Source organism: uncultured Brachyspira sp. (assembly GCF_934747485.1).
In the GTDB taxonomy this organism is placed as follows: Bacteria; Spirochaetota; Brachyspiria; order Brachyspirales; family Brachyspiraceae; genus Brachyspira.
Genome location: NZ_CAKVGN010000061.1, coordinates 1 through 18,068, shown reverse-complemented (window position 1 = coordinate 18,068; position 18,068 = coordinate 1). Strand labels below are relative to the sequence as shown.

At 26.0% G+C, this 18,068-nt stretch carries 19 protein-coding genes; 11 read left to right on the top strand and 8 right to left on the bottom strand.

Annotation, left to right across the window (positions count from 1 at the left end; genetic code table 11):
- Nucleotides 1-155 precede the first annotated feature (155 nt).
- The 3 genes from Q0H31_RS10580 to dnaJ all read left to right on the top strand — a co-directional run bounded on the left by Q0H31_RS10580 (nt 156) and on the right by dnaJ (nt 2,404).
- Nucleotides 156-848 (top strand): YoaK family protein, encoded by a 693-nt coding sequence (locus tag Q0H31_RS10580; protein WP_295298010.1) that lies wholly within the window; start codon nt 156-158, stop codon nt 846-848.
- A gap of 58 nt (nt 849-906) precedes the next feature.
- Complete coding sequence (locus tag Q0H31_RS10575; RefSeq protein WP_295297992.1) at nt 907-1,194, top strand: DnaJ domain-containing protein; 288 nt, start codon at nt 907-909, stop codon at nt 1,192-1,194.
- Nucleotides 1,195-1,273: 79 nt separating this feature from the next.
- On the top strand, nt 1,274-2,404 hold the full coding sequence (gene dnaJ, locus Q0H31_RS10570) for a molecular chaperone DnaJ (RefSeq protein WP_295297990.1): 1,131 nt from the start codon (nt 1,274-1,276) through the stop codon (nt 2,402-2,404).
- Here the strand turns inward: dnaJ and Q0H31_RS10565 are convergent.
- Nucleotides 2,399-3,454, bottom strand: a complete 1,056-nt coding sequence (locus tag Q0H31_RS10565; RefSeq protein ID WP_295297988.1) for a glycosyltransferase — start codon at nt 3,452-3,454, stop codon at nt 2,399-2,401. The two genes, dnaJ and Q0H31_RS10565, sit on opposite strands and share 6 nt — an antisense overlap.
- 75 nt (nt 3,455-3,529) lie before the next feature.
- On the opposite strand from Q0H31_RS10565, the gene Q0H31_RS10560 reads away from it, so the two are divergent.
- Nucleotides 3,530-6,283 (top strand): tetratricopeptide repeat protein, encoded by a 2,754-nt coding sequence (locus Q0H31_RS10560; RefSeq protein ID WP_295297986.1) that lies wholly within the window; start codon nt 3,530-3,532, stop codon nt 6,281-6,283.
- 8 nt (nt 6,284-6,291) lie between these two features.
- Here Q0H31_RS10560 and Q0H31_RS10555 read toward each other — a convergent pair whose 3' ends face one another.
- The 4 genes from Q0H31_RS10555 to Q0H31_RS10540 all read right to left on the bottom strand — a co-directional run bounded on the left by Q0H31_RS10555 (nt 6,292) and on the right by Q0H31_RS10540 (nt 9,920).
- Nucleotides 6,292-7,116 (bottom strand): pyridoxamine kinase, encoded by an 825-nt coding sequence (locus Q0H31_RS10555; RefSeq protein WP_295297984.1) that lies wholly within the window; start codon nt 7,114-7,116, stop codon nt 6,292-6,294.
- 38 nt (nt 7,117-7,154) lie between these two features.
- On the bottom strand, nt 7,155-7,382 hold the full coding sequence (locus tag Q0H31_RS10550) for a hypothetical protein (protein WP_295297982.1): 228 nt from the start codon (nt 7,380-7,382) through the stop codon (nt 7,155-7,157).
- Nucleotides 7,383-7,508: 126 nt separating this feature from the next.
- Nucleotides 7,509-8,876: a phosphoglucosamine mutase gene (glmM, locus tag Q0H31_RS10545; protein WP_295297980.1), complete on the bottom strand. Its 1,368-nt coding sequence runs from the start codon at nt 8,874-8,876 to the stop codon at nt 7,509-7,511.
- 255 nt (nt 8,877-9,131) lie between these two features.
- On the bottom strand, nt 9,132-9,920 hold the full coding sequence (locus Q0H31_RS10540) for an HTH domain-containing protein (RefSeq protein ID WP_295297978.1): 789 nt from the start codon (nt 9,918-9,920) through the stop codon (nt 9,132-9,134).
- Between the two features lie 178 nt (nt 9,921-10,098).
- On the opposite strand from Q0H31_RS10540, the gene Q0H31_RS10535 reads away from it, so the two are divergent.
- The 7 genes from Q0H31_RS10535 to Q0H31_RS10505 all read left to right on the top strand — a co-directional run bounded on the left by Q0H31_RS10535 (nt 10,099) and on the right by Q0H31_RS10505 (nt 15,270).
- Nucleotides 10,099-10,578, top strand: coding sequence for a chemotaxis protein CheW (locus Q0H31_RS10535; protein WP_295297976.1), 480 nt, complete (start codon nt 10,099-10,101; stop codon nt 10,576-10,578).
- Nucleotides 10,579-10,584: 6 nt separating this feature from the next.
- A complete protein-coding gene (rbfA, locus tag Q0H31_RS10530) occupies nt 10,585-10,953 on the top strand; it encodes a 30S ribosome-binding factor RbfA (RefSeq protein ID WP_295297974.1) in 369 nt (122 codons plus the stop codon).
- A gap of 17 nt (nt 10,954-10,970) precedes the next feature.
- Nucleotides 10,971-11,987 carry a bifunctional oligoribonuclease/PAP phosphatase NrnA gene (locus tag Q0H31_RS10525; RefSeq protein WP_295297972.1) on the top strand — a complete coding sequence of 339 codons (1,017 nt, stop codon included), beginning with the start codon at nt 10,971-10,973 and terminating at the stop codon, nt 11,985-11,987.
- 7 nt (nt 11,988-11,994) lie between these two features.
- On the top strand, nt 11,995-12,486 hold the full coding sequence (gene rnhA, locus Q0H31_RS10520) for a ribonuclease HI (RefSeq protein ID WP_295297969.1): 492 nt from the start codon (nt 11,995-11,997) through the stop codon (nt 12,484-12,486).
- Nucleotides 12,487-12,577: 91 nt separating this feature from the next.
- The gene (locus tag Q0H31_RS10515) at nt 12,578-13,582 is read left to right on the top strand and encodes a tetratricopeptide repeat protein (protein ID WP_295297967.1); all 1,005 of its coding nucleotides are present in this window, start codon (nt 12,578-12,580) and stop codon (nt 13,580-13,582) included.
- 9 nt (nt 13,583-13,591) lie between these two features.
- Nucleotides 13,592-14,221: a Crp/Fnr family transcriptional regulator gene (locus Q0H31_RS10510; protein WP_295297965.1), complete on the top strand. Its 630-nt coding sequence runs from the start codon at nt 13,592-13,594 to the stop codon at nt 14,219-14,221.
- Nucleotides 14,222-14,316: 95 nt separating this feature from the next.
- On the top strand, nt 14,317-15,270 hold the full coding sequence (locus Q0H31_RS10505; protein WP_295297963.1) for a phosphatidylglycerol lysyltransferase domain-containing protein: 954 nt from the start codon (nt 14,317-14,319) through the stop codon (nt 15,268-15,270).
- Between the two features lie 60 nt (nt 15,271-15,330).
- On the opposite strand, the gene Q0H31_RS10500 is transcribed toward Q0H31_RS10505, so the two are convergent.
- From Q0H31_RS10500 to Q0H31_RS10490, 3 genes are all read right to left on the bottom strand, one after another.
- Nucleotides 15,331-16,191: a hypothetical protein gene (locus tag Q0H31_RS10500; RefSeq protein ID WP_295297961.1), complete on the bottom strand. Its 861-nt coding sequence runs from the start codon at nt 16,189-16,191 to the stop codon at nt 15,331-15,333.
- Between the two features lie 23 nt (nt 16,192-16,214).
- Complete coding sequence (locus tag Q0H31_RS10495) at nt 16,215-17,636, bottom strand: fibronectin type III domain-containing protein (RefSeq protein ID WP_295297960.1); 1,422 nt, start codon at nt 17,634-17,636, stop codon at nt 16,215-16,217.
- Between the two features lie 134 nt (nt 17,637-17,770).
- Entirely contained in the window at nt 17,771-17,956 is a 186-nt protein-coding gene (locus Q0H31_RS10490) for a hypothetical protein (protein ID WP_295297958.1), read from the bottom strand.
- Between the last annotated feature and the right edge of the window lie 112 nt (nt 17,957-18,068).

Below are 18,068 nucleotides of genomic sequence, written 5' to 3'. Positions count from 1 at the left end.
TTAGTTAATTAAATTATAAGGAATACCTGCTTTTTTTAAACTAAAAAACGTGCAATATGTATGGCTCCTAAACACAATTGTATGTTTAATATATTTCTAAAAATACTATTTTATGTTATAATATTTGCAATTAAATTTATGGGAATATTTTTTATATGAAAAGCAATCTCATATCTTTCATTAAAAGAAAGAATGAATCAATACATACAACACAAACTATTTATGTAGCATCTATATTTAGTATTATAGGAGGGTTTGTTGATTCATATACTTATATTACAAGAGATGGTGTATTTGCTTACGCTCAGACAGGAAACATTATATTTTTTGCAATGAATATTGCTAAAAGAAATTTTTTTGAAGCTATACATTATTTAATATCTATTTTTGTATTTATAATAGGTATTTGGTTTGCTTTATATGTAAAAAAAATATTAAACAAAAAAAAATTAATGGAATTAGAATATTTAGTAATACTTATAAACGCCATTATACTTTTTATAGTTGGTCTTTTACCCAAAGCTTTATTTGATACTTTAGTTATTAGCTTTATAGCTTTTATGTCTGGAATTTTGATGATAACTTTTAATAGGGTAGAGGGACTTGCTTATGTTACAAATATGTGTACTGGAAATTTGAGGTCGGCTTCTGAAAATTTTTTTAAATTTTTGTTTAACAAAGATAAAACTGGATTAAAAAATGGACTTATATATCTAAGTATTTTATTATGTTTTATGTTCGGGGCATTTTTTGGAAGTTTTTTTACTAATATTTTAGGTACTAAAAGTATATGGATAGCAAGCGGATTATTGCTTATAGTTGAGAGTTTAATGTTTTTTGATAATTAATTACAATTTTTTGTATTGATGAAAATTATTTTTATATATATAATTTAAGGATATTTTTATGGATTATTATAAGATACTTAATGTTAATATATTTTCAAGCGAAGAAAAAATAAAAAAATCTTATAGAGAGTTGGCTAAGTTATATCATCCTGATAGAAATGCTGGAGATGATATTGCTGCTGATAAGTTTAAAGAGATTACTGAAGCTTATGATGTTTTATCTGACAAAAAGAAGAGAATGGAATATAATATTAAGTATTTAGCTAATAATAAATATGTTATTACAGGCTTAGCAGCTTTAGGTTTAGGTGTTAGCATAATAGTTGGAAGCAAGAGAAGAAAATAATTTTGTTAATATTTATTTTTGATTTTATATATAGAAGCTTTTATTTTTTATGTATTTTAATTAATGAGGATATGTTAAAATGGCAAACAAAAGAGATTATTACGAAGTATTGGGAGTAAGCAAAACAGCGAGTGCTGATGAAATTAAAAAGGCGTATAGAAAATTAGCTATGCAATATCACCCTGATAGAAACCCTGGAAATAAAGAAGCAGAAGAGAAGTTTAAAGAAGCTACAGAAGCTTATGAAATATTATCTGATGAGAAAAAACGTGCACAATATGACCAATTTGGTTTTCAGGGTGTTCATAGTGATTTTGCTGACGCTTATGGAAGGGGCGGTTTTGACTTTTCACAAATGTTCGGAGGTTCCGGCGGTTTTGGAGATTTAGATGATATATTTAGTTCTTTTTTTGGCGGAGGATTTTCGTCTAGAAGTTCAAGAGGGCAGAGACGCGGTAATGATTTAAGACATGATATTACACTTTCTCTTGAAGATGCTGTTTTCGGCAAAAAGATGGAAATTAAATTAGAGAAAAAAGATATTTGTGATGCTTGTCATGGAAGCGGGGCTGAACCTGGTACAAAAACTCAAACTTGTCCTTCTTGTAATGGTACTGGTGAAGTGAGAATGGCTCAGGGATTTTTTAGTGTGAGAAGAACTTGCAGCAGATGTAATGGTACAGGCTCTATTGTTACTACACCTTGTAAAAAATGTCATGGTAGTGGTACTATTAAAAAACCTAAAACTATATCTGTTAATATACCTAAGGGAATTGATGATAATACTCAATTAAGAATATCTGGTGAGGGAGAAGCTATAGCTGGAGGAGTAAATGGTGATTTATATCTTTATATACATGTGGCACCGCATCAGTATTTTGTTAGAGATGGTATTGATTTAATTACTGAAGTGGGTATTAATATAGTACAGGCTACTCTTGGTGATGAGATATTTATAGAAACATTAGATAAAAAGAAAGTAAAAATAAAAATTCCTGCTGGTACCAATAGCGGACAAATTTTCAAGTTAAAAGGAAATGGTGCTTATCATATTAATAGATCATCTCGCGGAGATTTATTTGTTATAGTAAATATTGATGTTAATAATAAGTTATCTTCCGAAGAGAAAAGATTGTTTAATGAACTTAAAAAAGTTATTCCAAATAATGAAGAACCAAAACTAAGAAAACCTAATAGAAATAATTTATAATTTCTTTGTTATTATTTCTAATATTTGATTTGCAGTATCTTCAATGCTTGGAATATTTTCTATTGAAGATGAAAGATTATTGTAGAGTTTTTTATTTTCTATAAGTGTAGTTAATTTATTGTATAGAGATATTGGATTTTGAGAGCTATATATTAAAGCATTTTTATTATCTATGCTAATTTCTGCAGATGAAGTTTTAGAATCTATTATTGGCACTATTTTATTATCCCATGCTGATATTAATTCTGTATAAAATGGATCATCTATATTATGTATTAAAATTGTATAGGCATTTGATATTATCTCTTCTATATTAAAATCATAATCCGCTAATTCTACATAATCTCTTATATTTAATTTATTTATATTATCTTCTAAATATTTATTGTAGCCAACTATTATTAATTTGTATATATTTTTATTATTTTTTATTGAATTATTTATATATTCACAGTATATAGAAGTGCATTTATATATGCTATTTTCTGCATTAAAAAAAGTGAGTATATAATTTTTTTCTTTAATATTTTTATTATTATTTGAAATATATGGCGAATAATAAGGACGAACTATTTCTATTAGTTTTATATTATTATTATAGATATATTCCAACATATCTTTAGTTCTTTCATTGGCACATAATACTATATCTATGTTTGAGATACTTTGATAATCTTCTTTTAATTTTTTATTATTATTATTTTTATATATATGTTTTTGAAAGTTTATTGAATACCATATTATTAGAGGAGATTTTATTCTCATTTTATTAAACATATTTTTTATTTTATAAGCTATTATATTCATTGGATAGTCTATAGCTATTATTGCGTAGGCGTTTTTTGATTGCATTACTATTTCTTTTATATTTGTAAGCTTTAATGATAAATGTTTCTTAGCGATATATCCATAAAAAATTTTTGGAAATTTATTTGAATATAATGTTATTTTTAAACCTTTTTTATATAATAAATCTATCAAATTTAGTATAAAGATATTTGTTTTATTTTTTATTGTTATATTTGATGTTAATATTATTATTTCTTTCATAATTTATTTTTTATCTTTATTAAAAATTAATATCATTATTTCCGATATTTTTAGCAGTATTTGTGAGGAAATATTATGAAATTAATAAAGATACTACTAGCTATTTTTATGCTATATATTTCGGCATATTCCAAAGATATTTTACAATATTCACAAAAAACTGTATCTGATAGAAATTTAAATATTGATATAGAAAATATTAATATTATAACAAATAACTTTCTTAATAATGCAAATGAAGATGTTAAAATAAATATTATAAATCAATTGAATGAGGCTAAATTATTAATAGAAGACTCTAAGTATAATGAAGCTATTAATATTTGTAATTTATTAGAAGAGAGTTATAAAGATTATTATGATATTTATTATACAAGAGGACTTGCATATTATAGACGCGGAGATTTATATTATGCTTCTTTAGATTTCAGCAAAATTATAAATTGGTATATTAATGATAGAGAAGTGCATACTAACATAGCTGATTTATTTTATAAAATTAATGAGTATGAATATGCTTTAATAACTTATATATCTGCTTATAAGATATATAATGACAATTACTGGTTGTATCTGGCAGGTAATATTGCTTTAAGAAATTTTGATATAAAGAGTGCTGAAAAATATTATAGTTTATGTATAAAAAATGGAAATAACTATGGATATGAAGGATTTGGAGACATTGGAATTTTTAAAAAACAATATGATGATGCTTTAAATAATTATAATGTTGCTTTAAAATCCAACACTTCTAATAATTATGATAATTTAATTAGAATAAACTCTAAAATATCTAATGCATCTGTTCAAAAAGAACTTTATATTTGGAATGATTTAATAATGTCCAATGATTACAGTAATGCAATAGGCAAACTAAATAGTCTTTCTAATTATACAAAAGATTATCCTGAAATAGAACTTGCTTTAGCCAAAACATATTTTAAAATGCAAAATTATAATAATGCTAAAACTATGCTTAATAAGTTTATAAGAGAGAATAAAGATTTTGATGAGGCTTATGCTATACTTGCTCAGATATTTTTGTATGAGGGCAAAGAAAGAGAGGCTATTAATATATTGGAAGAGGGCTTAAAATATTCTTATAATAAACCTCGATTATATGAAACACTTGCTAATATGCTTTATAATTATGGATATTTATATTATCCGAATGAAATAATCTCTCAAATCGTTGGAATGTATGATATATCTGATGAAAATAAAATAGAATATGCTCGTTACTTGATATTTAAAAGAGACTATAAAAAAGCAAGAGAGATATTGGTTAGTGTTAAAGCTTATAGAAGTACAGTTGCTAATTTAATAAAATCGCTTGAAAACAATGTTATTCTTGAGAGAGTTGATTATTTATATAAAAAAGGATTATATGTTGATGTTGTTAATTTGATTATGAATAGCAGATTTAAAGATTATGATGAGCAGAGAAGATTATGGTATATTGCAAGCAGCTATTCTAAGTTGGGTTCTACAGACGAAGCAATTAAAGTTTTAAAAGGAGCTTTTGATAATAATACTATAAGTATTGATAATGTTGTATTATTAAGAGAGCTGTTAGGCATAAGAGTAAAATCAAATGATATTTCTGATTATCAAAGAGAGATATACCTTACAGATATAAAATCTACTTTATTTTGGGAAGATGATTTGAAATATAATACTTCTCTTATTACAGATAAAGTATTTGAATATTTAAGACTTGATAAATATGATGAGGCTATTAATTATATAGATGGACTTAAGAATATTGATACTAAAGACCCTTATATAAAAAAGATAAACTCTATAATATATGGATATTATGCTTCATATTTATATAATAAAAAAGAATATGACAAATCTAAGAATATCGCTAATTTAGCTATGAGAATTAATAGAGATAATTATGATGCTATAGCTATAAAAAATAAAATATATATTGATTCTTATTTAGCTTCTATGGGCAATTATAATAATGTCAATGGTTATGTGAAGTTTTCTGATGTTAGAAGAGAGGTCTTAAGAATAGCACCTGCTTATATGAACAATGTTATAGCTTTGGCAGAATCATTGGCATATGAATATGACAGCAGTGCTTATGATATGACTTATGATGTTTTTAAGTATGTTAATATTGCTGGAGCAAAAGATGCTATTTTAGGAAGGATTTATAGTAAAAGCAGATTATATGGATATTCTATTAATGCGTTTGATAGAGCTTCTAAATATATAGATGTAGATTTACTTTGGAAGGTAGATAGCATTATTAATGTTTCATCTTATCCTTTATCTTTATTTAATTTAAATAAAGAATATGAATCTGATAGAGACTTTTATGCATTATCAAAATTAAATGTTAAACTTGGCAATAATGATGCTGCTATGAGATATGCTAATAAGGCAGTTTTAATTAATGGAGATAATCTTGACTATTTATATCAAATATATTATATAAATGAAATTACAGGCAACACTCGTGAGGCGTTGGCAGGATATGAGAATATTATTAGTATTAATAAAAACCAAGCTGCTGCTAATTATAGAGCTTCTATTGTAGCATTAAATTATTTTAGAGATTATGCTAAAGCTCAAAAATATGCCTTAAATTATATTTCACTTCTTCCTGATGATGGAAGCGGATATGCTTTACTTGCAAGAATATATAAGTTAAGAGCTGAAAGTTATATAGATAGAAATACAAACACTCTTCTAAAAGAATCTTTGCAATTATATAAAACAGCATTAAATAAATCTGTTTGGGGCAAAGATATGACTGATAAAAAATATATTGAAAAAGAAATAGAAGATATATTAAATAAATTATTAAAATAATTTTTTGATTAAAATAAATCTTTTAGCAGATTAAGTCTTTTTTCTATGGATATTCCATATATTCTATTATCATTTTCTTTTACAGAGAGTTCTATTGCTGTATAAATGAATTGAGTTGCTTTTTTTAATGAGTCTTCTATAGAATAATCATTTAATATATATCCTAATAATGCAGAAGCGAAAGCATCACCAGTACCAGGCATCGCTACATTTATTTTATCAAAATAGCTTGCTGTGATATCATTATTTTTTTTATTGTATGCTAAAGAGCCAAATTTATTATCTTTTTCTACACTTGTTACAATTACATTTTCTGAAACCATATTTGATAATTCTTTAGCCATTTCTATTACATTATCTTCTGTATATTTTTTAGTTGGGTTCTTATCCAAAAGTAAACATAATTCTGTGATATTAGGTGTGATTATTGTAGCATATTTTAGTATTCTTTTAAGCGATTTTATATGCTTTTCAGTCATAGAAGAATATAATTTACCATTGTCTCCCAATATTGGGTCTAATAAAACAATTTTTATTTTGAAATATTCTATTATATCTATTACTATATCTACTTGTTCATCAGATGCAAGCCAGCCTATATATAAAGCATCAAATTTAGCATTTCTTTTTTTTAATTCATTTACTATTTGTTTTAATTGTGATGTTAAATCAAAAGCACAAAAAGATTCAAAAGCAGTATGATTAGAAAGTAATACTGTTATTAACGGAGAGACTTTTATACCAAAAGCAGAAAGAACTGGAATATTAACCGTTAGAGAAGCTTTACCATAAGAGCATATATCATTTATAAGAAGTACATTACAATCTTTCATTATTATTTTCTTTTTAATTTATTATAATTTTTATGATATTATTCTTTAAATATAATTAAACTGCTATCATCAGATAATACTTTAAAACCAGATACTTGAGCATAATAAGCAAATTCTTTTAATGTTAAATTATATTTATCATCTATTTCTTCTTTAGTTATTTTAAATTTTTTACTTCCACGCATAAATGCAGAATATTCAAAACTATCTTTTCCGAATTTTCTCTCTACTTCAACAAGAAAAGGATTTTTACTTGTTCTTCCCATTATAAATATTTCTCCAAAATAAATTTTTTTCAATAATATCATATAATATATTTTTTATCAATGATAATTTTATAAATAATTATCGTTGTAAAACTATATAAATAGAGTAGGGTAGTACAAACTTTTTTATTTAGTTTTTTTAGATTTATCATTTCCTTTTATCATATTAATAGCAGCAGAAATTAACTCTTTTGCTTCTTTTTTAGTTTTAGCTTCAGCAATAATACGAACTATAGGCTCTGTATTTGACGAACGAACATGAAGCCAAGAAGTCTCTAAATCTATTTTTATTCCATCAATAGTAGTTATTTTAGATTTAGGATATTTTTCTTTTACCTGCTTTAAGAAATTATTTTCATCAATTTTTGAAACTTCCAATTTTTCTTTTACTATCTCATATTTTGGTATTTCGTTAACTAATTCTTTTATAGATTTTCCAGTAGATGCCATCAATTCTAATATTAAAGCAATACCTAAAAGTGAATCTCTTCCGGGTGTTACAGCAGGCACTATTATTCCTCCGTTTCCTTCGCCTCCAAAATATAATTTATTTTTTACAACATGAGAAGAAACATTTATTTCACCAATCTTTGTGCGGTCAACTGAATATCCTTTTTCTTTAGCTAAATCATCTATCATTCTTGAAGTAGATAAATTTACAGCGGCATTTCCTTTCCCAGATAACCATAAATATTTAGCACATAAAGCTAAAGTATATTCTTCACTTATTATAGTACCGTCATCTAATACTAAAGCAAGTCTGTCAGCATCAGGGTCTTGAGTGAATCCTATACTTACTTTATTTTTCTTTACCAATTCAGATAAACTCTTCATACTTGCTTGGGAAGGTTCAGCAATATGGGCAAATTTACCAGTATGCTCTTTGTTTATAGAAACTTCTTTAACTCCTAAAGCTTTAAGTAATGGAGGAGTTGCAAATAATCCTGTTCCGTTAACATAATCACAAGCTACTTTAAAATTAGCCTTTTTTATCTTTTCAACATTTATAAATCTTAAAATGCGTTTTATATGCTCTTCTATAGCATTATCTATTTTTTGATAAGTTCCAGTCTCTAATGCTTTAACAAACCTTTTAGCCTTTTTATCATAAAGCTTCATAAGCTCATTAACAGCCTTTTCATCTAAAAAATGTCCGCCTTTTCCTATAAGCTTTAAAGCATTCCATTCTATAGGATTATGACTTGCTGATATCATAATTCCACCATGTATTTTTAGTTTTTCTACCATGTATAATGCCGTAGGTGTTGGAGTTATTCCTATGTCTATTACATTTATTCCAGATGCCATCAACGTAGCTGCAACAGCATTTAATATTGATTCTCCTGTTATCCTTGTGTCTCTTGCTACTAAAATTTTTGCCTTCTTTGGAAAAAGAGATGCAAATGCAGATGTATAATCTACTATAGTACTTATATCTAAGCCGTCGCCAATGATTCCTCTAATTCCTGATATACTTGTTTTTAAAGTTGGCATTTTATTAAACTCCAGTTATTTATTTTTTAATTTAATTTTTTAAACATAATAATTTATGAATAATCTTTTGTCAAGGAAAATATAAAGGAAAATATTATTTGCTTATTTGTTATTTACCATAAGTAATAATACATTATAATTAATTTTTTTCTGAATTATTATATAATAAAGTTCGGCATGTATTAGTTAACATAATATACATTATCGGAATATGATGATAAACAATTATAATTATCATACACATATATAATCTGCTTACCAATCTATTTCCTCTATTTTCATTATATATTTTTCTATATTTTTATTTGAGAATTCTATTTTCTCTAAATCAATATCACTAATTATACCTTTTAATTCACATAAATCAGCCCATTTAAATAACCCCTTAGTTTGAAATTTTTCACAGTTTGCTATAAGGTAATTATTTTTAGAGATTTCCATAAGTTTTTTTTCAACCATATTCTCTAATAATGTATCCATAAATAATCCTCTTTGTGGGTCTATAGATTGGGTGCCAAAAAAAGATTTTTCTATGTTTAAATTATTAGCTATATTATCAACATACTCTCCATTAAATGCATAAAATTGTTTTTTTATAGTACCGCCTATTACTAATAGTATTATATTCTTTTTTATTGCCGAATCATAATAATTCAAATAACTTCTCAATACTAAAACAGAATTACTTATAATTGTAATGTTTTCTTTATTCATTATTATAAAAGGTATCATTAAAGACATTGTTGTAGAACTTCCTGATAAGCATATAACATCTCCATTATTAATTAATTCATGTGCTTTATAAGCTAAAGCATTTTTTAAGATGTTTTTAAAATTATCTTCTTGCATATTAATATATGAAAACGGTTTATATATTATATTATTTTTATCTATTAATATCCAATTTTCATCTTTCAATTGCTGCAACATTCTATATACAGTAGATGTACTTATATTAAAATTTTCTTTTAATAAATTAATATTTATATTTACATTTTTATAAATAAAAGACAATAAATCTTTTTTTTCTATTAATTGTTTCATAATAATCCTAATAAAAAATTAAATAAATTATATATTTAATTAAAAAATTATCAAATATGTAAATAATATTCTCACTGTGTATATATACATGGTTATCAAACGTATAATAAAAAATAAATGTACTTGACTTATAATATTTATATATTATAATTTTACAGTATATTTTTAAGGAGTTAATATGAGCAGCACTACATCAAATCAAATACTTGTATTTAAAATAAATAATGAATTATATGGTATGGATATTCTTAAAGTTCAAGAGATTTTAAGTTTTATGGCTCCTACTCCAATACCCAATTCCCCAGAATATTTTAAGGGAATCATAAATTTAAGAGGTACTATTATATTAGTAATAGATTTAAGATCAAGATTTCATTTTGATAAACCAATGGACCCAGAAAATTGCGTAATAGTTGTAGTTGCTATAGGAAATAAAAAATACGGGCTTGTGGTTGATTCTGTATCCGATGTACTTACTATCAATAATGAAAATATACAATCTGAAATAGATATACACTCTGGAATAGATAGCAGATATATTAATGGTTTAGTAAAAGCTAATGAACAGATGATTATATTAGTAGATATAGATAAAGTATTTTTGGAAAATGAACTTGATAATTTAACAAACAAAGTAAATAATTCAATAGTGCAGTAAAAACATATGTCATCACATAGAATACTTAGAGTTAATGAAAATATAAAACAAATATTATCAACTATTCTTTTAAGAGAGATAGAAGACCCTCGTATAAAAAACAACTTGGTTACTATAACTCGTATTGATACAGCTAAAGATTTGAAAGAGGCTAAAGTATATTTTGTATGTTTAGACCCTAACAAACAAAATGAAGTATTAAATGGGCTTAATAGTGCTAAGGGAATTATATTCTCTTATTTAAGAAAGCAGCTTACTATAAGATATGTTCCTAATCTTACTTTCTATTATGATAAAACATTAATGGAAACCAATAAAGTATTAAGCGACATAAGAAACTTAGATATAAAAGAAGATAGTCAAGAAGAAGAATAAAACATAGCGGAGTAAAAATGCCTATCAAATCCAAGACAGATAGAAAAAAAATAACAACTACAAAAAAAGATATATTAAAAAGAATATCAAATGCTAAAAACATAACAATCACAGGTCATAGAAACCCTGATGGAGACTGTATATGTTCAGGGCTTGCTTTATCACTGCTTATAAAAAAAGTATTTAAAAAGAAATCTTATGTTGTTAATACAGATAAGATGCCTAAAGAATTAAAAAATGTATTAAATATAGATAAAGTTATTTTTGAGGTTAATGAAAACAATTTACCAAAAAAAGATGTGCTTATAATACTTGATTCTGGAGATATAGAGAGAATTGGCTGGATTGCTGATATTACTAGCGAGTATAATGAAGTAATATTTATAGACCATCATAAAGTAAGAAACATTAATGGCGTTACTATGTTTTATGATGATATTAAAGCTGCTGCTACTTGCGAAATAATATTTGATATATTTTCATCATACCTTAAAAATATAGATTCTACCATAGCTACCCTACTCTACTGCGGACTTTCAACCGATACAGGCGGATTTGTTTTCAGCAACACTACAGAGAGAACATTGCTTTTTGCTTCAAAGATAATGTCTAAAAAAGTTAATATAGAAAATTTAGGCAATGTTGTGAGGAAGAGATATTCAAAAACAGATGTAGAAGCATTAGTTTATATGTATAATGAAATGGTGATAGATGAAGAAAAAAAGATTGGTTATTTATGCTTAAAAGAAGAGATTAACGGACATAATTTAAAAGATATTAGTGTAAGTGCATCTGATACCCTCATACAAATGCAAGATGTGTTAATAGGGTTTATAGTGCATGAAAGCGATTATAATTTTAGAGTAAGTATAAGAAGCAGATGTAAAAAGGATATAAGAGAGATAGCAGAGTCATTTGGAGGCGGCGGGCATCCTAAAGCTTCAGGGTTTACAGTATCAAAAGAAGAATATAAAACTAAAGAAGAATTAGTAAAAGCTATAAAAGATAAGATAATTTTATTATTAGAATCCTAAATCATATATGCAAAAAGACAATATAATAATCTACACAGACGGCGGATGCAGAGGAAACCCGGGTATAGGAGCTTGGGGGGCTATATTATTGAGTGAGAAACACAATTTAAGGTTAGAAATAGGTGAAAGTGAAGAGCATACAACCAATAATAAAATGGAGATGCAGGCTGCAATTAAGGCTCTTGAAAGACTTAAACATTCTCATAACATAAAATTATATAGCGATAGTGCTTATTTAGTTAATGGCATGAATAGTTGGATTTATTCTTGGCAAAAAAATAATTGGATTAAAAGCGATAAAAAGCCTGTTGAAAACAAAGATTATTGGCTAAAATTAATAGAACTATCAAAAAAACATAGTATTGAATTTATAAAAGTAAAAGGGCATTCATCAAACAAAGAAAACAACCGTGCTGATGAAATAGTAAATATATTAATGGATGAGCATATAAAAAACGGCAGTACAGCCGAGTTTTACAGCAAAACTGATATGCAGTAAAAATACTAAAAAATAACTTGAAAAAAGACTTATTAGTGGTAAAATTAAATTCAGTAATAGAAATATCCAAAAATATTTTAAGGAAACAATAATGCAAACAAGAGTATATAAAGCAGGATCTATAGTGTATTTTGCTGGAGATAATTCTGATAGAGTTTATATTCTAAAGCAGGGGCAAGCCCAGAGCATATTTTTGTCGGAAGAGACTGGACATGAAACTAGAGAATTAATCAATATAGGTGAGTTTTTTGGCGTAAAGAGTATATTAGGTACTTATCCTCAAGAAGATACTGTTCAATGTTTAACAGATTGCGTTATCATTATTTTAACATATAGTGAATTTGAAAGTTTAGTTTCAAAAAATAAACCAATAATCATAAAAATGCTTAAAGTATTTTCAAATCAATTAAGAAGAATAAATAAAAAAGTAGGAATATTAGTAGAAAATACAATAGACGAAGAAGGTCCTTCGCCATTAGAGGGGCTATATAATATTGGTGAGTTTTATTTTAAGGCTAAAAAATATAAAAATGCACTATATGCTTATAAAAGATACATACAATCTGCTGATGAAGATTCTGTGTTTTATCATACTGTAGAGCAAAGAATAAAAGAATGCAAAAATCTATTAAATATCACAGATGATAGTAATATAGCACCATTAGAAGACAACACAACAGAAGAACAAAAAATAATAAAACCAAATACATCTATAGAAAATCACTCTATTAACAATAAAGATTATGATAGGGCTTTAGAGTTTTATGAGAGAGGCGATTATGTAAATGCTATAAAATCGTTCAATGCTCTTATAAAAAATGAAGATAAAGATGTAGCAGAAAACTCAATATTTTATATGGGAAAAGCATATTATTATATTAATAAATATGATAATGCTTCTAAGGTTTTATTATCAGCAATAAAAACTTATCCGAAATCAAAAAATATAAAAGAAGCAATATTATATTTAGGAAAAAGCTTTGCGAGTATTGGCGATAAAGATAAGGCAAAAGCATATTATCAGAAAGTTATGTCTATACCTCCAATGGATAGTTTATCGCAAGAGGCTAATGACAGTTTACAAAAACTTAATTAAGGATAAAAAATGGATAATATATATTCACATATAAAAAAATATGAAGCTGATGATATAATATTTTTGGAATTTGAAACAGGCAATAAATTTTATATGGTTCAAAGCGGCTCTGTAAAAATAACCAAAGTAATAAAAGATGTAGAAAAATTATTAGATATAGTTTATCCAGGAGATTTCTTTGGAGAGATGGCTATACTTGAAGGTACAACAAGAAGTGCTTCTGCTATAGCAAATGAACCTACTACACTGCTTGAACTAACAAAAGAAAACTTCCAAACAATATTGGGAAATAATACAGCTATGGCATTAAAATTATCTAAAATGCTTGCAAAAAGAATATTTGATGCTAAAAGAAGATTATTAATACTTCAATTGCCGGAAACTGATTTGAGAGTTTATGATTGTCTATTATTATTAGCTGAACTTCAAAATATTCCAAGAGACCATTATTATGACCCTCAAGAATTAAATGCTACTATAGCTGATATAGCTAATTGGTGCGGTATCAATGTTAATGATGTACAGAAAGTATTAAACAACTTAATTAAATCCGGTAAAATTGATGTACATACTAATACAATAAAGGTAAGAAACTTAAAAGAAATACAAAGACAAATAGACTTAAAAAGAAAAAAATAATTATTCTTTTATGCTATTCTGTAAATTAGTAAAAGATTTTTTAGTATACAATAATTCTTATTTACTCTTGTATTATAAATAAAGGAAATACAGTTATGCTTGAATTTGAACCTATAAGTTTAGAGAAACAAAAATTATATAATAAATATTTTTCTATCACCCCAGAACAATCTGCAGATTATACTTTTATGAATCTCTTTGGTCTTAAAGATATATATATGCTTGAATGGGCTTTTACAGAAAAATTGGTATGGATTAGACAACGCTCGCCGTATACAATTTATTGGGCACCTGTTGGGGATTGGTTTAATACTAATTTTTGTAATGATATGAGCCCTTGTGAAATATCAAAAGAATCTATAATTAGAATACCTAAAGAATTAGCTTTATTTTGGGAAAAATATACAAAAATAAGCGTAAAAGAAGTAAGAGATGAATGGGAATATTTGTATGATGTTGATGAGCTAATTAATTTAAGCGGCAAAAAATTTCATAATAAAAAAAACTTATATAATCAATTTATAAAAAATGATTTTGAATATAAAAATATAGATATAGAAAATGAAGAGATGATTAGAGATATATTTGAGTTTGAAAAGAGTTGGGAAATAAATGAAATGGAAAATAATAATAATAATGGCGAAGAGATAAAAACAGAATGTGAAGCTTTTGATAAAAACAAATTATTAACTCATGAAGTTCGTGCTGAGGCAGATATTATGATGATAAACAGCCTTATAAATAATTGGAAAGAAATTGACGGCATCACTGGAGGTGTCATATATATAGACAAAAAAATTGCAGCATATACTATAGCAGATTTTACTATGAGAGACACTATAGTGGTGCATTCTGAGAGAGGGGACAGAAATTATAAAGGAAGCTATCAGGCTATAAACAGACTCTTCTTAGAAAACAATAAAAGAGAAGGATATAAGTTTGTAAATAGAGAGCAGGATGTTGGAGATTTGGGACTTAGAAAAGCTAAATTATCATATAACCCTGTTAAGTTTGTAGAGAAATATTCTGGTTTTTGCACAGGAAAATAATTAAAAAACAAAAAGCCCTATAGACATTTTTAATCTATAGGGCTTTTTTATATATATAAATCAAACACATACTTTGTCTAAATAAAGTTCTTTAGCTTTAGAATAAAACTCTGAAGCTTTATCATAATTACCATTAATAAATTCAATGTTTCCTAAATGGAAATAATCACTTGATTTTGGAGAATGTTTTATATTATCTAAATATTCTTTTTTGCTTTTTTCTATATTAGGATAATTATCTTCCAATTTTTTGTTTCTTAAATTTTTTAAAGCTATAGTTTCAGGGCTATCAGCAGGATACATCTCTAAAGCCTGTAAATACATATTCTCTGCCCTCTTATAATCTTTTAGCTCATGCAAACAAACTCCATAATAATGATAATCATTATAATCAGCTAAATTATTATCAACTAATACCTCATAAAATTTCATAGCTTCTTTATATTTTTTATTAGCAAAGAAATAATTAGCCAAAAACACCAAAGCTATTCTATCTCTATTGTCTATTTTTAATATATATTTAGCTGTGTCTATTCCTTTATCTTCTTCTTTTAAAACACTACATAAAGATAAAAACTCATAATAAGGTACAAGGTCATCTCCATTATATAAAGCAACGCCCTTTTTATAATGTTCAAAAGCCTCTTGCAATTTGCATTCTTTTTTGGAAATGGAGCCTAATATAAAATAAGCCTCAGCCGCCATCCAATATTCTAAGAAAGTATTTAAGAAAACTTTAGCATGTTCATAATCGCCGTTATTAAATAAAGTAATAGCTATCTTTAAATAAGATTTCATGTCTTCGCCGTTACTTAATCTAATACTTCTTTTTAATGCCTCAACCGCTTCAGTATTAATTCCTTTCTTCAATAATTCTTCGGCAAGATTACTCAACTTTATAGCTTTAGTATTGATAGACACAGTATTTCTCCTTAAATTATATATTAGTGAAAAGGTCTAGCATAAACTTCACTAGAAAATTCACTTTCTATATCGCCCCCTTCACCACCTATAGTTGTTACTCTAAAGTAGTAAAGCTTTCCATATTCTAAATTATTAATAACATACTCAGTTTGATTGCCATTAACAATAATAGGATTATAATCATTGTATATTCCAGATTTAGTTCCATAATATATCTTATATCCGCTTACATTCTCATGGCTTCCTTCCCAATCCAAAACTATAGAATTATTGGCAACAATAGCTTTTAAATTAGTAGGTGCCTGAGGAGTTCTGCCCTCATGATAAACTATCTCAACATTATTTAATGAAGGGCTATATTCCATAAATGAATCACTTTCTAATAATGCCTTAACTTGAAGATATTTAATTTTAGGACTAGCTATAATATTATTAGTTGAATTTAAAAGTATCCATTCTATACTGCTGTTTTCTTCAGTAAAATAATTATCAGAAGTTCTATAATAAACATATACTCCTGTGGCATTGTTAGTTTTTGCAGTATAATTTATTTCATCTATAAAAATATTATCGCTGTTAAATTGCATTACTTTGCTTAACACTTCCCCGCTTGGCATATATTTTTCTAAATTAAAATTCCTTTTATAATCTGGACTAAAATAAAAGCCGTCCATACCCCCTATAAATCCTTGTCCTAAATATATAGGCACCACACTAATATTACTTATATCCAATACATACGGAGAGCCCATTCTATCTCCTGTACTAGTTAAATATATAACCTGATCTTCAAGACCGTCTATATATTTTACTAATTTTCCTGTTTTAGAATCAAAACTAATACTATGATGTCTCCATTCATTTTCTTTTAAATATTCACCTTCTGATAAAGTAACATTAGTATATTTTCCATTATACATAAATAAATTATTAAATTGCCAAACTAAACGGCCGTCTATTATATTAGCCCTAATACCGGCATATTTTGTAGTATCTCCGTCTTGATATATTGATGTTTTAGATAATACTTGCGAGTTCATTCTCATCTTATAAGGATTTAAATAAAACTCTATTGTAAAACTGTTTACTAATAAATTATCAAAAAATGAATAACCTTTATTTTCTATCTTAACAAAAGATTTTATGTTTGGAAACAAAATACCTATGCCTGTATTGGCACCTTTCATAAACTTTATATCTTTACTGTAACTTATTCCAGAGTAGTTTACTTTATTCATTATATCTTTTGAAAATAAACTCGATATGTCTTTATTATAAGATAAACTTCCAGCATTATTCAAACTAAAACTATTAGTTATATTATTAAGACTGCTGGAATATATATTGTTAGTATCTGCAAATATATTATAAATGCTTTGGGCAGCATTAATATTAAAAGTAAAAGTTAATGTAAAAGCTATAAAAACAGCTGTATGTCGCATATTTAAACCCGTATTAAAATATTACTATATAACTATTCGGATATAATTAATTTTACATTATTAAAAAAATATAATAACAAAATATAGAATTAATATTTTTATAAGAAATTAATAACAAGTATATATTTTTTATATTAAATATCTAATACTATTAAATGACTATCATCGCTATCAAAATGGTCGCACATATAAATTTTATGATTATTTTTTTCTATAATAGTATTTACTTTTACCCTATTATGCCCAACAACCTGATTATAATCAAAACAGCCATCTTCTTTTAAATCCCCTATATCTGCCCATAATATACCCGCAAACATATTCATTCCTCCCCTTCTATAAGAGGCAATATTACAATGCACAGGAGCCAGACATATTGCAGTTAGGAATTCCTTAATTTCTTAAAGTATAGCATAGGTGTATCATAATTTA